The organism is Fodinibius salsisoli (genome assembly GCF_026229185.1).
GTDB lineage: Bacteria > Bacteroidota > Rhodothermia > Balneolales > Balneolaceae > Fodinibius > Fodinibius salsisoli.
Map to the genome: position 1 here is coordinate 470,865 of NZ_JAGGJA010000001.1, position 19,399 is coordinate 490,263.

Below are 19,399 nucleotides of genomic sequence, written 5' to 3' on the forward strand. Positions count from 1 at the left end.
ATAACACACTACTATGTTTTTCACGAACACTATTTTTAAACAAATCTGGATAGGAGCACTTTCCCTGCTATTCATAACTGCAGGATGCGATGTTCTAAAAGTAAATAATCCCAATAGCCTGGTAGAAGAAGATCTTGGTAACCCTGCTGCCGCACCAGCTATAGCGAATGGGGCAGAGGCAACTCTGACTGAAGCATTGGGCAATTTGCTCGCTCCCTATTCTACGGCTACCGATGAGTTAACCTGGATCGGTACCCGCGATGCCTGGCAAGATCTGGATCAGGGCGAGCTGGAGAATCCGCTCAACGAGTTTTCGGATGGTGCTTTCAACGCAATCAGCGAGTCGCGATGGACCGCCGACAATGCCATCAGCCGGTTGGAAGGTTTTCGAGAGGAAGGCACCCTGGAACAAGCCCAACCCCTCGTACGAAGCTATCTTTATGGAGCTGTTAACTATCTGGCCATTGCCGCTTCATTTAACAATGTAGTCATCGGTGACCGGCAGGAAGCGGTGCCTCCCGTGGGCGAAGAAAATATGGCTACGCTTTACGACACAGCTATCAGCTATCTTGACCAAGGTCTTGAACTCTCATCATCAGGATCCGAATGGGAAGTACGCTTACTTGCCGTTCGCGCCCGGGCATACTTTGAGCAAGCGCTCTGGAACAAGCTCAACCCCGATGTAGCAACAGGGGATCCACTGGTGCAAAGTACAGAAGCCGTCAATGATGCAAAAGCAGCCCTGGCTCTTGCCGAAAATGGAACCGACTGGAACTATCAGCTGGAAGTTACCTCCGAGACGCCCAGTAATAATATGGCTTTCCAGGTGAATGAGCGATTGGAGTTACGTATCGGCAATACCTTTGTGACCCCCACTGAAGATAACACCAAGGCCGAAAGCGTTTCGCTGGAGGATCCCATCGACGAGGTACCGGCACCCTACCTGGTGAATCGTATAAATACCTTTGTAGAGGCCAATGAATATGCGGATATTACCATCGCTTCGGTCAGAGAGCTTCACCTGATTATTGCCGAGGACGCTCTGGCACGCGACGATGAAGAGGCCTTCCAAACTGCTATCAATAACCTGCGTTCGCTGGATGGTCTCTCCGCTTATGAAAATCAGCTGCCAGCCGTAGATCTCTTAAAACATGAACGGCAAGTGAACCTGTTTTTACAGGGAAGAAGACTGGCGGATCTCTATCGCTTTGAGGAATCTTCTACGGAATGGCTTCTCAGCCGGGTAGAGGCCGGAAACTTCTTTCCTATTACCATTACAGAAATCAGGGCGAATCCAAATATTACACTCGATTAATTTATTCAAGAGGGCTTTGCAAAGTCCGGATAATGACAAACAAGAATAACCAATTAGTTAATTAACCTCTTTATACCATGAAGAAATCAATTCCACAAAAAGTCTGGCAGGCTGTTGTCGCCCTTGCCATTGCTGCGCTGGTGCTACCGACCTGGGGGGTGGCTCAAAACAGCTACTATTTTCCAGATACCAACGAAGCTTCATTTGACGAAGAAATTCCCTCTCCGCAAGAATTTCTGGGATATGAGATTGGTACCCATTATACGCGGCATGATCGTATCGTCGCCTACTTTAAGAAGCTGGCCGAAACTTCAGACAAAGCTACCTTCCAGCAAATCGGTGAAACCTACGAAAAACGTCCCCAGGTTGTTTTGACGGTCACTGCTCCAGAAAATCATGACAACCTTGAGCAGATTTGGCAAGAGCACCTCACCCTCACTGATCCGGATGCGCCCCTACTGGATCCGGACCAAGGCAAGTCGGTCGTCGCATTGGACTACAGCGTCCACGGCGATGAGACATCCAGTGGCGAGGCGGCCCTGCTGACCGCTTATTACCTGATAGCCAACACGGATCAGGAAACGCAAACCTTCCTGGACGAAAGTGTGGTCCTTATCGATCCCGCCCAAAATCCGGATGGGCGTGACCGTGCGGCCCACTGGCATAACAGCTACAAGTCTTTCCCCCCGGTTGCGGATCCTGCCGATGCCGAGCATAATCAAGGCTGGCCTCGCGGACGAACCAATCATTTTCTGCATGACCTGAACCGCGATTGGTTTGCTATCACGCAGCAAGAGAGCGCCAATAGAATAGCATTCTTCCACCAGTGGTATCCAAATGTGCAGATCGACTTTCACGAGATGGGAACCAACAGCACCTATTATTTAGAGCCTACGCAGCCAGTACGAACCTGGAACCCTATTATCCCGGAAGAGCAGTACACCGTCATGAATCCACTGCTGGCTGAATACCAGACTGAGGCCCTGAATAATCTTGGAGCGTTGTATTGGACTAAAGAGATTTTTGATAACATTTCGCCGATCTATGGCTCTACCTATCCCGATATACAGGGCGGGGTGGGCGTAACCTTCGAAGTGGGAAGCTCGCGGGGACTGGTCCAGGAAAGTGACGCCGGCAATGTTACCTTCGGATCAACTATCCGCAAGCACCTGCATACGGGCATTGCGACGGTCCGTGCCGCTGTTAATGAGAAACAGAAACTATTTGAGTATCAGAAAGAGTTTTTCCAGTCGGCCCTGGATGAAGCCGACGATCAGCCGGTAGAAGCCTATCAGTTTGGGGACGCTGAGGATCCCTCTCTGACGCATAAATTCCTTGATCTATTACTGAAGCATCAGCTGGAAGTTTATGAAGTGACTGAAGATGTGGAGCGCAACGACAAACAGTTTGCTGCCGGCAAAAGCTATATTGTTCCTACCGACCAGAAGCATTATCGGGTCATTCACGATATCTTCGAGGCCAATACCTCCTTTCCAGACAGTGTATTTTACGACATCACCGGATGGTCACTGGTACACGGCTATGGTATCCAGTATGATGAGTGGGAAGGCGGTGGATATGGAGATATCCAGGGCACGCAGGTAACTGAACTCCCCAAGCGTGAGGGCAACATTAAAGGTGGAGCCTCAGATTATGCCTATGTATTCAAATGGTCCGATTACAATGCCTCACCAGCGCTTTACGACCTGCTATCTGATGAAATAAGAGCACGTGTAGCCCACAAACCGTTTACCATAAATACAGCCGAAGGCCAGGAATCTTTCAGCTATGGATCGATTGTCATAGCTACGCATGACCAAAATATTTCCTCTTCTAAATTATATGATAAGCTTCAGAAAGTGGCCAGAGAGCATAAGGTTACCGTCTACAGCGTTGACTCAGGCATGACGCCATCCGGTACCGACCTGGGAAGCACCAACAACCAGGTTGTTGAAAAACCTGAAACGGCTCTTGTTATCGGATCCGGTGTAAGCAGCTACGAGGCGGGGGAAGCCTGGTTTCTGCTAAACAAACACGCCGGCATCGGAACGACGAAAATCCGCAAACGCCAGCTACCACAAACCGACCTCAGCCGCTACAACTCGCTTATACTGGTGGATGGCAATTACAATGACTGGCAGGAGTCCACGGTGGATAAGATTAAAACCTGGGTTCGCGCCGGTGGGGTACTTATCACGGATGAAGACGCCTCGCGCTGGGCCATTCAGCAGGAAGTTGTAAGTGAAGACCTGTTGAAAACGTATGAAGACACCACCGAGACGAAGCCTCGTTATGACTACGAAGAGCAAAGCGACCGCTGGAGAGCCAGTACCATTCCGGGAACTATTTTGGAGGCCGATATCGATCCCTCAAACCCCATTGCCTTTGGCGTCAACGACCGTCGCCAGCTTTTTATTAAGGATAACAACCTGTTTTTGAAGCCGAGTAAAAACCCCTATTCGACCATCGCCAAATATAGCGAAGACCCTTTTGTCGGTGGACACATCAGCGATGAAAACCTGGATAAGGTCCGAGGTACGGCAAGCATTATTGCTAAAGGCGAGGGCAATGGTACGGTCATCCTGTTTGCTGAAAATCCCAACTTTCGCAGTTATTGGCATACCACCAGCCGCCTCTTTCTGAATGCTGTCTTCTTTGGACAAAACCTTCGACTATAGCCGGAAGCGTCTTTAGCAGTTATCTACTGATCAAAGGATCAGCTAAAAAATGGAGCCGCATGTCATTTTAACAATGGTGTGCGGCTTTTTTAAATGGTTCATACACTGAAGCTTATTCAAAAGCATTTTTTAAAGATCTTTTGCATTTCTTCTCTTTACACTTAGGTATCTCCTGCTATTTTAGAAGTAGGTATATTTTTAACTAACTGCTATCTATCTATGTCATTGCGATTGCTCTTTATTCTTTTGTCTGTTACGATGCTCTTTGGAAATATCAGAGCTCAAAATCCAGCTGATGCGGAGGCCTCCCTGGATTATTACCTCCCTCAGAATGTCTCTTATAATGAAACTATCCCCACCCCTAAAGAAGTATTGGGAACGGCACCCGGCAAATGGCATGTACGTCATGATCAGCTGGTACGCTATATGTATGCCTTGGCCGAGGCTTCTGATCGCGTGACGCTGCATGAATTCGGCAAAACGTATGAAAATCGCCCGCTGCTTTACCTCACCATTACCTCCCCAGGCAACCAAAGCAATATCGAGCAAATTCGCGAAGATCACCTTGCCCTGACTGATCCTGAACAGTCGTCCGGGCTTGACATCGCAGATATGCCCGTCGTACTTTATATGGGCTACAGTATCCATGGGGATGAATCAAGTGGATCCAATGCCTCCATGCTGGTGGCTTATCATCTGGCGGCAGCACAGGGTAGTGAAATTCAGCAGCAGCTGGAAAATAGTGTCATTCTGCTGGATCCGAGTTTAAATCCCGATGGGCTCAACCGCTTTGCCAGTTGGGCAAACACCCATAAAAGCAAAAACCTGGTAGCCGACCCTAACAGCATGGAGCTCAATCAGCGGTGGCCCAGTGGCCGAACGAATCACTACTGGTTCGATCTTAATCGCGACTGGATGCTGGTACAGCATCCAACGAGCCAGGGGCGAATTGATAACTTCCACCACTGGAAGCCAAACATCCTTACCGATCACCATGAGATGGGTACCGATGCCACCTTTTTCTTTCAGCCCGGCATTCAGTCGAGAACCCATCCCATTACACCGGATAAAAATCAAAGCCTCACAAAATCAATTGCCGAATATCATGCCGAAAAACTGGATGATCAGCAACGGTTGTACTATTCAGAGGAGAGTTTCGATGACTTCTATTATGGCAAAGGTTCCACCTATCCGGATGTAAATGGAGGGATCGGTATTCTGTTTGAGCAAGCCAGTTCCCGCGGGCACGCCCAGGAAAGCATCCACGGGATATTAAAATTCCCTTTCACTATAAAAAACCAGTTTCTGAGCTCTCTTTCGACCCTCGAAGCCGCCCAGGATCTACGAACCGATATCCTCAATTACCAGCGTAGCTTTTTCATAGATAGCAAAGAGGCCGGAGCGGATGCTTCAATCAATGCCTATGTGTTTGGCACGCCTTACGATAAAGCCCGCACCCATCATTTTTTAGAAATGCTTAAGCGCCACCGGGTCGAGGTATATAAATTGTCTGAAAACCTGGAAGCCGACGACGAATCCTTTGAGGCGGGCTCTGCTTATGTGGTACCCACCAACCAGAAACAATACAAATTTGTAAAAGCACTCTTTGAACGCCGTACCTCTTTTACCGATAGCCTATTTTACGACGTATCCACCTGGACGATGCCCTACGCTTTTAACCTGCCATTTGCCGAAATTGAAGGGGCAGTGACTATGGGAGAGGAGGTTGAAGGGGTTCCACCCTTGCCAGAAGGAGAGGTGATTGGCGGCAAGAGCAACTACGCTTACATTTTTGAGTGGGATGAATATTACGCCCCGCGTGCACTTTATCGCCTCTTAAAGGAAGGAGTGCGGGCCAAAGTTACTGCTAAACCTTTTGAAATGCAGACCCCCAGTGGATCAAAGAAATTTGATTATGGTTCCGTTATGGTACCGCTGGGTCCGCAATCCACGGGCCAGGCTGATATTCATCAGCTTATTCAAGAAGCCGCTGAAAAGGATGGGCTCACCATCTATGCCGTTGGAAGTGGCCTGACATCCAGTGGGTTAGACCTGGGAAGCCGTAACTTTGAAAACCTCGAACTGCCCGTTGTCGCTATTCTTTCCGGAGAGGGCAGTAGTAGCTACGAAGTGGGCGAGGCCTGGCACCTATTGGACCAGCGCTATAATATGCAAGCCACCCTGTTTCCCCAGGATCGTATTGGGTATGCCGACCTGGATCGCTACAACGTTATCGTGATGGTAAACGGAAGCTATGGAGATCTTTCTGAAGGTGGGGTCGAAAGCTTAAAGCGGTGGGTACGCAATGGCGGTACCTTGATTACTACAAAATACGCCAACCGCTGGGCCAAGCAGCAGGAGCTGGCCAACATCCAGTTTAAAGAAGAAGAGCAGGATACCACCGAAGTTATGCCCAAGCCGTATGCCGATATGGACAATAGCCGTGGGGCACAGTATATCGGGGGCTCAATTTTTCATACTAAATTGGACCTGACCCATCCCCTCGGATATGGCTATAACGATGACGACCTGACGGTCTTCAGAAACAGTACGCTTTTCTTAGAAAAGGCGGATAATCCTTATGCAACACCACTTTATTATACTGAAGAACCCTTGGCCAGCGGTTATATTTCGGAGGAAAACCTGGAACAACTGGAAAATACAGCCGCTATTATTGTCAGCGATGTTGGCCGTGGACGTGTTATTTCCATGGTTGACAATCCCAACTTCCGAGCCTTTTGGTTTGGAACCAACAAACTGTTTATGAACGCCATTTTCTTCGGTCAGACTATCGACGGCAGCTCAGGAAATTAGCATTTTATTATTGGCAAATATACATACTAATGGAGTCCACCTCGCGGTGGCCTCCATTTTAGTATAAAGACAACACGTTGTGCGGTTGAACAAACATGTAAAACAGGATATGATCTCTCATCGGGCGACTGGGGTTGTCGTCCGATGAATAGATCAAGGGCCCCTTACACTCATCCGAGGTCAACCCCAGAATTCGGATAAGAAGACCGCTTTTAGGATAATCATATGCCATGACCCTTGTTAAAAGCAACCGCATAACGCTTTAAAGACAATGTGAAGTGTAGCTTATACTTTTTATTTACTGGTTGTTTTAAGCGTGGATGCTTAAAACAGCGAACGGCATAACAAGTAATGGGGACAGCATGGAAGCTATCTTACTTTTTTAGAACGTCTGTGGATTTTAACCATACCAATATCTCCGCTACTCATTACTTTATAGCCCCAAAAGCGGCAAAACAGCTATTTTTGTGCAAGACCTCTACCGTTTTAAATCCAACAGATTGCAACAGATTAAGCTGAAACATCAGGGGTTTGGGAGAATCTTCTTTGTCGATATAGGCAAAAACCTTATCTCGGTAGGCCTCGTCTTCTAAATCAACTAAATATGCTCCGTACCGCTCCCACATATGTTGATGAACCTCGGGACTGCTATGCTGTATCAGGTCAGATATCCACAGGGAACCACCCGGTTTTAAGCTTTTATAGAGCTTCCGAAACACCTGTTCCCACTCCTCGTCACTGCGAAGGTGGTGGAGCACGGCCGCTGCCATAATGATATCAAAAGAGGCTTCTTCAAAGTTGCATTCCCGAATATCCGACTGGATGGTATGGATCGTTCCGGATGTTGCAGGGGCTATTCGCTCTTCTGCTCGTTCAAGCATTGGCTGGCTCAGATCAACAAGCGTTGCGTTTACTTCTGGAAGCTTTCCCAGCAGTTGCAACGTATAATTTCCCGCGCCGCACCCGACGTCTAGGACATCTGTAGCCTTGGGGTTAACTTGAGCAGCAGCTTCGGTAATCAAGTCCAACACCAGGGGAGCGTCAATGGTAGCTGACTGTCCCGTCGCAAGGTTAGAAAACCTTTCTACATCATTATCAAAGCGCTGGCGAATTTCGTCAACCGAGGATTTTCCCATATTGTTTTCTTTTGGTATCCAAACCTAAAGGTAGGCTTGAAATACTGTTTTCCACTTCACGTCGCCTTTGACTCTGCTACACTACAAAGCATTGGCAATTTCATCCGTAAAGTCCAGCTGTTCCCAGGGAAACTCTATGCGGCCAAAGTGGCCATAAGCAGCAGTAGCCTGATAAATCGGCCGTTTAAGGTCAAAACGTTCAATAATTCCTGCTGGGGTCAAGTCGAAGGTATTTTTTACTGCCTTAGCTAACTCAACATCCTTAACATCGGACGTTCCATAAGTTTGTACGTTTACCGACACCGGCTCCGGAATACCAATGGCATAGGCCAGCTGTACAAGGCATTCATCAGCTAAATCGGCTCCGACAATATTTTTTGCAATATGTCGAGCAGCATAAGCAGCACTCCGATCTACCTTTGATGGATCTTTACCAGAAAATGCACCGCCACCGTGACCACCATAACCGCCATAGGTGTCAACAATAATCTTTCGTCCCGTTAGGCCCGTATCACTATGTGGCCCTCCAATAACGAACTTACCGGTTGGGTTAACGTGAAAAATAGTTTCATCGTCAATCAGCTTTTCACTAACCACCTGTGGGATCAGGTGCTTCATCAGGTCGCTCTTTATCTGCTTCTGGTCTATTCCGTCCTCATGCTGGGTAGAAATAACAATGGTATCGATACGCTCGGGGTAGCCATCTTCGCCATACTGAACCGTTACCTGACTTTTACTATCCGGACCGAGGTAGGGAAGCAGGTTGGTTTCCTTGCGGATATAGGCCAGCTTTCTGAGTAAATCGTGTGAATACTGCAGCGACATCGGCATATACGTTTCCGTCTCCTTATTCGCATAGCCGAACATCATGCCTTGGTCACCGGCTCCCATCTTTTTGTCGCTTCCCTCATCAACACCTTGAGCGATATCCGGACTTTGCTGGTGAATGGTCGTCAATACACCACACGAGTCAGCGTCAAACTGATACGAATTTTTAGTATAGCCAATATCCCGGATTACCTCTCGGGCAATCTCCTGGACATCAACATAGGCATCCGTGGTTACCTCGCCCGAGATTACTGCAAGTCCGGTCGTAACGAGTGTTTCCACAGCAACTCTTGATTCCGGATCCTGTTCGAGCATGGCATCTAAAATAGCATCAGAAATTTGGTCGGCTACCTTGTCCGGATGTCCTTCTGATACCGATTCTGAAGTAAATAGTTTTTTCATCAGTACTAAAAATTCGTGAAAAGTAATTGAATAATCTAAAGCCTTGAAGCTACAAAAAACTGCTTAATATTGCAGGTTATATCCCAGTGATTTTTATGGGCCAAATGTGCGGTCAGGCCCCTTATTCATCGTTGGGTTTGACGCCTAAATAACGAAATGCTTTCTTAGTAGCTATACGTCCTTTAGGCGTTCGCTGCAAAAACCCTTCCTTGATCAGATATGGTTCGTAAACCTCCTCAATAGTGCCCTTATCCTCGCCGACGGCAACGCCGAGGGTTCCCAGCCCAACCGGTCCGCCTTCATAGTTTTCAATAATGGCTTTCAGGATACGAATATCCATCTCGTCAAAGCCATTCTGGTCTACATCCAGGGCATTAAGGGCGGTATCAGCGATCTCATCCGTGATGGTATTCATCTCCTGGACCTGCGCAAAGTCACGCGTTCGCCGCAGCAGCTTATTGACGATACGGGGTGTCCCCCGGCTTCGGCGGGCAATTTCGTGAGCGCCTTTGTCAGTGATGCCCATATCCAGGATGGCAGCCGTTCGTAAGGCAATTCGTTGCAACAGTTCTACACTGTAGTAATCCAGGCGCATGTCGATACCAAACCGGGCGCGCAGTGGCGCCGTAAGCAGCCCCTTTCGGGTAGTGGCCCCCACCAGGGTAAAATGGTTAAGTTCTATCTGGATACTGCGCGCATTAGGACCGGAGTCAATGACAATATCAAGCTGATAATCTTCCATCGCCGAATACAGGTATTCCTCAACAACGGGATTTAGGCGATGGATTTCATCAATAAAGAGCACATCGCCGTCTTCCAGATTGGTAAGCATCCCCGCAAGGTCGCCCGGTTTTTCAAGTACAGGGCCCGTACTTGGTTTGATCTGAACCCCCATCTCATTGGCAATGATGTGGGCCAGGGTTGTTTTACCCAGCCCTGGAGGTCCCGACAAAATAACGTGATCAAGCGCCTCTTGCCGTTTCTGTGCCGCTTTAATAAATATTGAAAGGTTCTTAATGACCTTTTCCTGTCCAATAAATTCTTGAATACGATTCGGACGCAGTGACTGCTCGTACACTCTGTCACTATCTTCGGCATCTAAAAGGGGATTTTGCACAATGGCTGAGTTAATCAGTTAACAAATCAATAAACGACGGATAAAATTAACTCATTATTTACAAACATTCGAAGCCTAAAATTACGTTCTCTTGTATAACTGCTAAACCCTGCTACTGAATAGCCACATTTCAGAAGTCGTATTCTCTTTCAGGATTTCCCAGCTTTTCATCCAGCTTCTTCAACAAATCGATAGCGGGCTTGTAATAAATGCCCTCTATAGAATAGACTTGCTCTATGGCGGTATGAGCTTGGTTCAGGCTGTCCGTATTTATATAGGCGTTGCCTAGATACCAATATCCTTTTTCCAGGATAAAGGCTTTCGGCTCAGCTTTACGAGTCACTTGCTTAAAAGAAGCAATAGCCCCCTCAAAGCTACGGTCATTAAACTGAATAATGCCCTTATTCATATGGGCTTGTACAGCAGCTGGTTGTTCCGGATGCTCCATGATAATCATATCATAAAACTTCACCGCTCCAGAAATATCTCCCGAAATTGCAGCCTTGAAACCAAGATTAAGCAAAGAATCACTGGGACTCTGCTGTTGCTGAACAGAACGCAGTGTAGGAGCCGATGCAAGATTCTCAGACAGGTTGATATCCTTAAGAGCCAATTCATTCAGTGACTGCTCCGTGTTGAGCTCTAAGACATTAATTGCAACAGCCACAATAACAACGGCTGCAACAGCCACCACCCACTTCCATGAGTTTTGCAGTGTATGAATCACTGCATGGCGATTTTTATCATCTTGTTGTGGCTGTCCAACATCTTCTTGAAGAATCGACTGCACACCTATTTCAGTGTTCAACAGTTCAATATATTCGGGATTTTCAAATAAATTCTCCCACAATTCCTGAGCCTCTTGATCATCCAAATGCCCTTTAATATAGGCATCTATTTGTTTTTCTAATTCTTTATTGCGTACCATATGTGCTTATTTTTTTATAAAAAGTGGTCATCCTCGCTTTTAAAGCATGATTTTGATGATGTCCTCTATAAGTAAGACCGTTTTCAAGGCAAATCCTTACATTATAATTTACTTTTTTTTTGATAGCACTTATTTAATCTCTTTATAAGCCGGTGCTTGCGGGTCCAGGCGCTGCTAACGCTGATCTCAAATTTTTCAGCTACTCTATTGGTATGGGCATCCGGGTGGTCAAACCAAAACTGCATAAACTGCTGATGCTTCTTTTTTAATTGCTGCAGGCACAGCCTCAGTAAACGCATTTGCTCCTTATTTAATAACGCCTGCAACTGATTGGGACCTTGCTCCTGATGCTTTGATATATCAGTCGCCGAAATTTTTTTCTGCTTTTTTAGATACTTAAGATACCTATTTTTGCATATTGACAGCATATACTTAATAACCTGTTGGGGCTCCCTCAATTCATCTTCCTCGATGGTTTCGATTGCTATGATCAAAGAATCTTGTGCTATATCTTTGGCATCGGCCTCGCCGGCATTCATATGGATGCAAAGAAAAGCAATAAGACGGGGACGAATTAAATCAATAAGTTTATTAATTTTACGGGTATCGTTATTATTGATAGCCGTCACCAATTCCGAATAATCCATGTAGTCAAAAAATAGGCGGTAATAAGGTAGAAATAAAAAGTTCAGCTTAAGATAATAAAAACAAGCTGCCTTAATTTTAAAAATTTTGGTAGTATTAACCGGAAATATTTCCTTTTTTCATGGTGTATCGGTACAATAAGCCGTCAAACCACTTCTAATTATTGATTATGTATCGTGTTCAGCTCAAAAATTTTGAAGGTCCTTTAGACCTACTACTCTTTTTCATAAAGAGAGATGAACTTGATATATATGATATCCCCATCTCCTACATCACCAACCAGTTTCTGGAATATATTAGCCTGATGGAAGAGCTGGATCTGGATGTAGCCAGCGAATTTATCCTGATGGCCAGCATGCTGATGTCGATTAAAGCCAAAATGATGCTCCCGCAGGAAGATTCCGGCGAAGAGCTGGACGAGCATGATCCCCGCTATGAACTTGTCCAACAGCTGCTGGAGTACAAGCGCTATAAAGAGATGGCGGAAAAAATGGAATCAATTGAAGAAGAGGCCCAGAAAAAGCACTACCGTGGCTACCTCGAAGCCGACCAGGTCGAAAAACAAGCCAGCGGAGAAGCCCTGAAGGATGTAACCATGTTCGACCTGATGGCAGCCTTTAAAAAGGTGCTGACGGATATCAAAAAACAGAATACGGTTCATCACGTAGAGAAGGTACAGCATACCATTGAGGAGCAGACAGAATATGTGCTTGATCTCCTGCAAAACCGGGGACGTACCGCATTCAGAAAAATGTGCCTGGAACTTCAGAGTCGAACTAAAATCGTGGTCACCTTTTTGGCTATTTTGGAAATGCTGAAAGAGCGCCAAATCAATTTATATGTTGAAAACGACGATCCTACCGATTTCTTTCTCGACCTTAAACCCGTGGATGAAATTATTAGCTCCAACTGATTTCCCCTAATAGTACTTTTAATTCCAATATATCCTATATGAAAATGAAGATACGGATCATAGTCGTTGGTCTCTTGTTAAGTGCCCTTGGTACTGGCTGCAGTCCCACCGAATCCACCCAACAACAAGAGCCCACGCCCTCTACCGACACTGATGCGCTCATTACCTATCAAGACGAAATAACCGTCGATTTTATGCGACCGCGCCTAACAGCATTCGCCGCGGATTCTATGGAAGGACGTGAAACCGGCATGCCCGGCCAAAAAAAAGCGGCGGAGTATCTGTCTGGCCAGTATCGCCAATTGGGATTACAACCGGCCGGTGATGACGGAACCTATTTACAGAAATTCTCCCTTAATGCTAGCCGTAGGGACAGCGTTGTTTTTAAGACCTTTGCTACAAAAGAAGGCCAAAAAGAATTGATTAGCCACTCGGTGGCCAGCGCCAACTCCTCGGCAGAATATATCCGATCATTCGGAGGGACCGACTCCCTGTCAGGAGATATTGTATTTGCAGGTTTTGGCATTAACGATCCGGACCGGGGAGTTAACCATTTAGAAGGAGCCAACCTACAGGGCAAATGGGTGTTGGTCTTTCAACAAATTCCCCATACTGCTAATGGAGACACCTTAGTTGATCCGGAGATTGGCAATCGGGCTCGCTTCAACGCCATCTTCAGCCAGGGAGCAGAAGGGATTTTACTTATTCCGGATATGGACCGCGAAGCCTTTCAACAGTCGGCAACGGGCCAACGAGGTGAGTTCGGCACGCCTTCCAACATGCGACTGGCCTATCGCGAAGGTGACTCCGGCGGATTCAGCAAAGGATATAATATTTTAAGTCCGGCAATGGCAGCCCAATTGCTGCACCTGGATAGTGAAGACGCCTTGAACTCACACCGGGATACCTTGATTGCAAATATTTCGGATTTCACCCCTAAAGAGCTTGAATTTGCGCTCACCCAGATTCCCTATTCATCCGAAACCGAAATTCAAACAGAGAATGTGCTGGCCTTACTGGAGGGGGGCGACCCACAGCTTAAAGACGAAATTATCGTCATGACGTCTCACTACGATCATGTCGGTATTGGCGAACCCGATTCTACCGGCGATCGCATCTATAACGGCGCGGATGACGACGGCAGCGGTACCATTGGCCTGGTCAACGTCGCCAAGGCATTCAGCGAGGCTGCTGAAAACGGCGTTCGACCGAAGCGAAGCATCCTGTTTCTAAATGTTAGTGGTGAAGAAAAAGGACTGCTCGGCTCTCGCTACTATTCCGATCATCCCGTATTTCCGATCAACAAAACCATTGCCAACCTGAATACGGATATGATTGGCCGCATCGATAAAGAGCATGAACAGGAGGGCGTTGAAGATTATGCCTATATCATCGGGAGCGAAATTATTTCTTCCGACCTGGATAGCCTGATCAAAGAGGCTAACAGCCGATCCGGACAGATTGCACTCGATAAAAAATATAATGACCTGCAGGACCCCAACCAGTTTTACCGGCGCAGTGACCACTGGAATTTTGGCCGGCTGGGCATTCCTTTTGCCTTCTTCTTTACGGGCATTCACGAAGACTACCACAGGCCTTCGGATGAAGTCCACAAAATACGCTTCGAGAAAATGGCCAAAATAGTTCGAACCATGTACACATCAGCGGTGCTGCTGGCCAACACGGAAGAGCCCCCGGCCGTAGATAACCAGGAGTTTATTGAAATCACGAAAGGAGATTAGCGTATATGGGTATAGGGGAAACAAGATTTTAAGGGAGTTATGTATGATGAGGCACGAGCGGACGCTCGCGCCATTGTGTGGTTTATTTCCTTTATACCCTTATTTCCCCTTTCACTTAAGCCCGTCATACAGCGTTTCCAGCAATTTTTCTGTGGGATCGTAGCTGTGGTGCCAATACATTACGCCGCCCAACTCTTTCTCTTTAATATAATCTGCCTTATGCTTTAATGATTCAGGATCTTCATATGTTACCATAATCTGCTTATCCGGATTCCACAAATAGGGGGCCTTGGCGCCCTCATCCCAATACCGGCTAAAGCCATTTTTATTGATAAATTCGGCTTGTAGTTTTTCGTAGGAAATAAATTGGTAAAATTCCTCAAAAGGCTGGTAGAGTCCATTATTTTCTGGATGTACGCCCGACCAGCTGCGCCCATAAAAGGCCGCTCCCAAGACGACTTTATTTGCCGGAATTCCGGCATCCAGGTGGCGCTGGATTGCGGCTGTTGTAGTTCGGGTCGGGGCATCCGGCGAGGACTGATACAGCCCGGTATGGTGGCCGGTGGTCTCAGACCCGACGGTAAACATATCGTAGCTCATCACGTTGACGAAGTCCAGGTATTGGTGCACCTCACCCATCTCGGTATGATCAAAAAATGACTGATTATCGTTACTGGCAATCGTAAGCAGATAACGACCATCGCCGGAGAGTCCGCGCTCGTTACTCAGGCTATCCAAATGTGTGCGGAGGGATTTCATCATCAGCGTAAAGTTCTGCTTGTCCTCGGGCCGGTATTTGATCCCCGGTCCCGGCTGACCCGGAAACTCCCAATCGATATCGATGCCATCCAGACCATACGTTTTGATAAGCTCGAGCGCGCTCTCCGAAAAAATATCGCGCGATTCTTTAGTCAGGGCTGCATCCGAAAAACCGTCAGCACCCCATCCGCCCACAGAAACCAAAAGCTTTAAATCAGGATTTTTTGCCTTCAGCTTTTGCAGCCGGGCTAATCGCTGAGCTGCTTCGAGCTCATTGCGGAAATAGATTTCCCCATCTTCATTAACATGAGCAAATGAGTAGTTGATATGGGTCAGCATATCGACGCCCATATTCCAGCTGTTTTTACTGCCATCGGCGTAAGCAATAATGCGATAGGAAGGGGACTCCGATGCACTGGTCTGCTGTGCAATTCCAGAGCCAACAGACAGAAATAGCAACAGCAAAGCGGTTATAGCGAACTGAATGAGTTGCCTGGCAGAGGAAAAAATCGAGTAAATCATGGCTCTAAAATTTGGTTAAAATGGTAATACTATTTTACAAATATTTTTCTTTTGTTCGCAGGCCTTGGACGTAAAAAAATGTTATTGTAAATAGGTTGGGGGTTATAAGTTACAGGTTGAAAACTCATAGACTCATCGGATGAGTAACAAGAGCTCTTATTCGGTGCTAAGCTAAATCACTCATCCGATGAGTGATTACCAGCCTACTTCCCACTTGAGACTCCTCGCTGCGCTTGAAGTGACAACCCGGGTTCCCGTTTACTTGGTCCCGACACTTCGGAATTTGCTCATTCAAAAAAGTAATAGACATACGGCATTGTTTTAAAATAGAGCAATAGTTCTCTATCATCTTTTGGCCATCCCAAAAATGGAACACGTAATGTTTTTATTTTTTCGCCTTTTGTCTTGGCACAACCCCGAAAGTTTTCGGGACCAGCAGAGCTGGAAGAAAAGCCAAGAAGAATTTAACTCCTCGGTGCTAACAGATTTCATTGCCGCTGATAACGGTTTGCAGGCAGCCCCTGGTCAGACAGAAATTCTTCCGGTGGGAGGGCGTCCCTTTGACACGTTTTTAGAAAGGCCTATAAACTAAAAAATAAGACGTCTGCCGTCTTTCACTTGTCTCTTTCACCTTCCCACTACAATAAATGGCGCCCAGTAAACCGGATGATTAAACAAGGGGTGATTGATCATCTGTAGTTTAGCCTGGCGCATAGCCGTTGCTTTCTCTCCAAAAGGAATAGAAGTATCCCAGCCGACCCATCGGAGCGTCGCATCAACCCATCCCTCTTCGCCTTTGCCTTCGATAAGTGCCTTATAAAATTCATTCATCAGCGAAGCTGTTGAGCGGTCATACACACTCCACAAGCTCACCACCACGGTAGAAGCGCCCGCATAAAAGAAAGAACGCTGCATACCCAGCATGCCTTCTCCCCGGACCACTTTCCCCAAGCCCGTATTACAGGCACTGAGTACCACCATATCCGAACTCATGTTGAGCCCAAAAATTTCCGAACTGCGCAGCATCCCATCCTCCCTGGAGGAAGCCGTAATATCTCCTTCTGTTGATAGGGCCAGCCCACTGCGCCCCGGGCGCTCCTCGTCGATGACCCCGTGCGTGGCCATATGCACATACTGATACCGACTCTGCTGCAGCAAATTCTTAAACGCCTGTTCCGAAACCTGTTCATCTTTCAGCATGGACACCTGCTGAAAGTGGGAGGCGATGGAATCGACCTCAATAAGCGTGGAAGGCAAGGCTGAAAGACGGCTCGAACTTAAAGCACTTCCGCCATCTGATGATTGCGATCCTGCTACAGCCAATAGTTCTTTGCGATTTTTGGTCGATGCCTCTTCCAGAAGCTCCAGGCTCGTTAAGGAAGGCTCGTATTTTATTTTAAAGTTTTCAATCAGGTACCGATCATCCTGCAAAAGCGCCTCAAACGGGAGATAAGCCAGCGCGCCGTCCGGAACGATGATCAGGTTTTCGTATTCTTTGAGTGATTGCTCGAAGGGGGCAATGAGAATTTCATACAATTCACCGGACTGCGATTGCAGCTGTGTCTTATCGGCATTGGCTAATATTCCGTCTCTGAATGCCGTTACCCGGGCCGTAAGCGCACTGTCTAAGGACTGATTAGCCGGATACGAAAACTGCTCTACCCGCACCTCATCCTGACCGATAAGAAACAGGATCAACTCGTTGCCCGCTACCGCATACTCGAGTACGGCCGTCTGATCATCGGTGAGGCTTTGGGCCCGCTGCAGGGCGATAGGTTCCGGGAGATCCAGCTTCTGCAACACCGGGTACTCTTCCTTTAATCGGTTTTCATAGGCCGCATAATTAAGCTCTGTGGTACGTATCTGCTCGCTGATTCGAGCCTGTTGCTGCGCGTCTGGCGCCCGCTCCAGTTGGGTGTAGAGGCTGTCGATCCTGTTCTGTTTTTCGTTGCGTTGGATGCGGACCTCCTCGGGCAGCTGCTGCTCAATATTCTGGGTAGCTTTGGCCAGGTCATCACTGAAGGAGCGCGCCTTGGCCTGTTCAACCAGGGTAAAAGCCCGCGGCGTGTCTTGGGTATAATTGAGCACCCAGGAGGCCAGCTCGGTATAAAAGTCAGAATGTTTTTTAAAATAGCCGGTTTTCAGATTAGAGACGGCGCCCGCCTTGCCTCGCCCTTCCTCAATGATATCAACGGCTTTCTGCCCGTACACCACCGCGCTATCGGAATTGAGCTTGTGGTACTGCCGGGCCAGCTGCTTAAGGATCCCCAGCCGGTTGTTTCTAGGCAAATAGGTACTGTAGGCATACGCTTTTTTGTAATGCGTTAAGGCAGATTCATCCTTCCCTTCCGCCGCATTTATTTCGCCCAAATAAGCCGAAGCATTTTCCCGTATCTCATAACTCTCCGTTGAATCGCCTATGGACTTAATCTGGCTGGCATAGACTCGGGCCTGCTCAAATTTTTGCTCCTCCAGCGCCAGCTCCACCATGGTGTTGAGCGAAGAAGCAATGTCGTACGGGTTGCCCACTTCTTTTCGCAACGCCAGAGCCTTCTTAAAATAAGTGGCGGCCTCTTGGGTCTGGCCCTGCTCCCAAAGCAGTTTCCCCAGGTTTTTGGTCGTCGTAGCGATCGATTGCGGCCCCGCCACTTTCTCTTTCATTGCTAAACTTTGCCGGTAATAATCCTTCGCCTTTTCATATTCTCCCAAGGTTTTATAAAGAAGCCCGATGTTGTTCAGTACAAGACCTATTCTCTGTGGGACACCAGCCTGCTGACTATACTTTAAGCTTTTTTGATAGGCAGTCAATGCTTGACTATAATTTCCCAATTCTCTTTGTATGCTTGCTATAGTTCCATAGCTCACCGACATCATAAAAACGTTATTTAGTTCTTTACGAATGCCGATACTTTTTGTGTAATACTCCAACGCCTTTTCGTAAAGAGAAAGGGCTTTATAAATACTCCCAATATTATTTAAAGTAATTGCAATGCTTTTCTTATTACCTAATCCTTGAAAATAAAGAAGTGCTTTTTGGCTATACTCCAATGCCTTACCTAAATTTCCCTTTTTGTTGAACACGCTTCCCAAATTATCATAGACTACTCCAATCAGTAAGCTATCGCCCGATTGCTCTGCCAAAGGCATTGATTTTTGATAAAAAGATAATGCTTCATCTGTTTTTCCAATTCTGCTGGAAGACCAGCCCATACTATTGTACAGATCACCCCGGTTGTAGGCATCATTGGCCGGATGATCGACATTAAGGAGCATTTTATAGAGGGTCATCGCCTCCTCATTTTTCGAGCGATAGACCATTGCGCTGGCATATTCCTTGCCCGCCTCCAGCCATGAGGTAGTATCCTGAAAGTTCCGGTAGATCTGGTAGGCCTCCCGGTAATAAAACTCGGCCTGCTCCATGTTGCCGCCCTGGTCATACTGCTTGCCCTGCTGCAGCAATGAGTCGGCTAACTGTACGCTTTGTCCCCACAAAGCAAGCGGCAGCCCCAAAAGCATCCCAAAGAAGAGTAGCCACCGTTTATTCATGATATTTATTTTAAAGCCCACCGATTGAAATAATTCCCTGCTTTATTTTTTAAA

General features: G+C 47.1%; 13 protein-coding genes. 6 read left to right on the forward strand and 7 right to left on the reverse strand.

Annotated features, from left to right (window positions below; translation table 11 throughout):
• Positions 1-13: 13 nt before the first annotated feature.
• From J6I44_RS01885 to J6I44_RS01895, 3 genes are all read left to right on the forward strand, one after another.
• Positions 14-1,315, forward strand: coding sequence for a RagB/SusD family nutrient uptake outer membrane protein (locus tag J6I44_RS01885; RefSeq protein WP_265764245.1), 1,302 nt, complete (start codon positions 14-16; stop codon positions 1,313-1,315).
• 77 nt (positions 1,316-1,392) lie between these two features.
• Positions 1,393-3,993, forward strand: coding sequence for a M14 family zinc carboxypeptidase (locus tag J6I44_RS01890; RefSeq protein ID WP_265764246.1), 2,601 nt, complete (start codon positions 1,393-1,395; stop codon positions 3,991-3,993).
• Between the two features lie 219 nt (positions 3,994-4,212).
• Positions 4,213-6,807 carry a M14 family metallopeptidase gene (locus J6I44_RS01895; RefSeq protein WP_265764247.1) on the forward strand — a complete coding sequence of 865 codons (2,595 nt, stop codon included), beginning with the start codon at positions 4,213-4,215 and terminating at the stop codon, positions 6,805-6,807.
• A gap of 428 nt (positions 6,808-7,235) precedes the next feature.
• Here J6I44_RS01895 and J6I44_RS01900 read toward each other — a convergent pair whose 3' ends face one another.
• From J6I44_RS01900 to J6I44_RS01920, 5 genes are all read right to left on the reverse strand, one after another.
• Positions 7,236-7,943 (reverse strand): class I SAM-dependent methyltransferase, encoded by a 708-nt coding sequence (locus J6I44_RS01900; protein WP_265764248.1) that lies wholly within the window; start codon positions 7,941-7,943, stop codon positions 7,236-7,238.
• 81 nt (positions 7,944-8,024) lie between these two features.
• Positions 8,025-9,173, reverse strand: coding sequence for a methionine adenosyltransferase (metK, locus tag J6I44_RS01905; RefSeq protein ID WP_265764249.1), 1,149 nt, complete (start codon positions 9,171-9,173; stop codon positions 8,025-8,027).
• Between the two features lie 121 nt (positions 9,174-9,294).
• Complete coding sequence (gene ruvB, locus J6I44_RS01910) at positions 9,295-10,290, reverse strand: Holliday junction branch migration DNA helicase RuvB (protein ID WP_265764250.1); 996 nt, start codon at positions 10,288-10,290, stop codon at positions 9,295-9,297.
• 130 nt (positions 10,291-10,420) lie between these two features.
• Complete coding sequence (locus J6I44_RS01915; RefSeq protein WP_265764251.1) at positions 10,421-11,218, reverse strand: tetratricopeptide repeat protein; 798 nt, start codon at positions 11,216-11,218, stop codon at positions 10,421-10,423.
• Between the two features lie 101 nt (positions 11,219-11,319).
• Positions 11,320-11,865, reverse strand: a complete 546-nt coding sequence (locus J6I44_RS01920) for an RNA polymerase sigma factor (RefSeq protein ID WP_265764252.1) — start codon at positions 11,863-11,865, stop codon at positions 11,320-11,322.
• 167 nt (positions 11,866-12,032) lie between these two features.
• On the opposite strand from J6I44_RS01920, the gene J6I44_RS01925 reads away from it, so the two are divergent.
• Together J6I44_RS01925 and J6I44_RS01930 are read left to right on the forward strand one after the other, a co-directional pair.
• Positions 12,033-12,776 carry a segregation and condensation protein A gene (locus tag J6I44_RS01925; protein ID WP_265764253.1) on the forward strand — a complete coding sequence of 248 codons (744 nt, stop codon included), beginning with the start codon at positions 12,033-12,035 and terminating at the stop codon, positions 12,774-12,776.
• Positions 12,777-12,814: 38 nt separating this feature from the next.
• Positions 12,815-14,518, forward strand: a complete 1,704-nt coding sequence (locus tag J6I44_RS01930; protein ID WP_265764254.1) for a M28 family peptidase — start codon at positions 12,815-12,817, stop codon at positions 14,516-14,518.
• Positions 14,519-14,629: 111 nt separating this feature from the next.
• Here J6I44_RS01930 and J6I44_RS01935 read toward each other — a convergent pair whose 3' ends face one another.
• Positions 14,630-15,799: a glycoside hydrolase family 18 protein gene (locus J6I44_RS01935; RefSeq protein ID WP_265764255.1), complete on the reverse strand. Its 1,170-nt coding sequence runs from the start codon at positions 15,797-15,799 to the stop codon at positions 14,630-14,632.
• A gap of 379 nt (positions 15,800-16,178) precedes the next feature.
• Between J6I44_RS01935 and J6I44_RS01940 the strand changes: the two genes are divergently transcribed.
• The gene (locus tag J6I44_RS01940) at positions 16,179-16,391 is read left to right on the forward strand and encodes a hypothetical protein (protein WP_265764256.1); all 213 of its coding nucleotides are present in this window, start codon (positions 16,179-16,181) and stop codon (positions 16,389-16,391) included.
• Between the two features lie 35 nt (positions 16,392-16,426).
• On the opposite strand, the gene J6I44_RS01945 is transcribed toward J6I44_RS01940, so the two are convergent.
• The gene (locus J6I44_RS01945) at positions 16,427-19,345 is read right to left on the reverse strand and encodes a CHAT domain-containing protein (protein WP_265764257.1); all 2,919 of its coding nucleotides are present in this window, start codon (positions 19,343-19,345) and stop codon (positions 16,427-16,429) included.
• Positions 19,346-19,399: the final 54 nt, after the last annotated feature.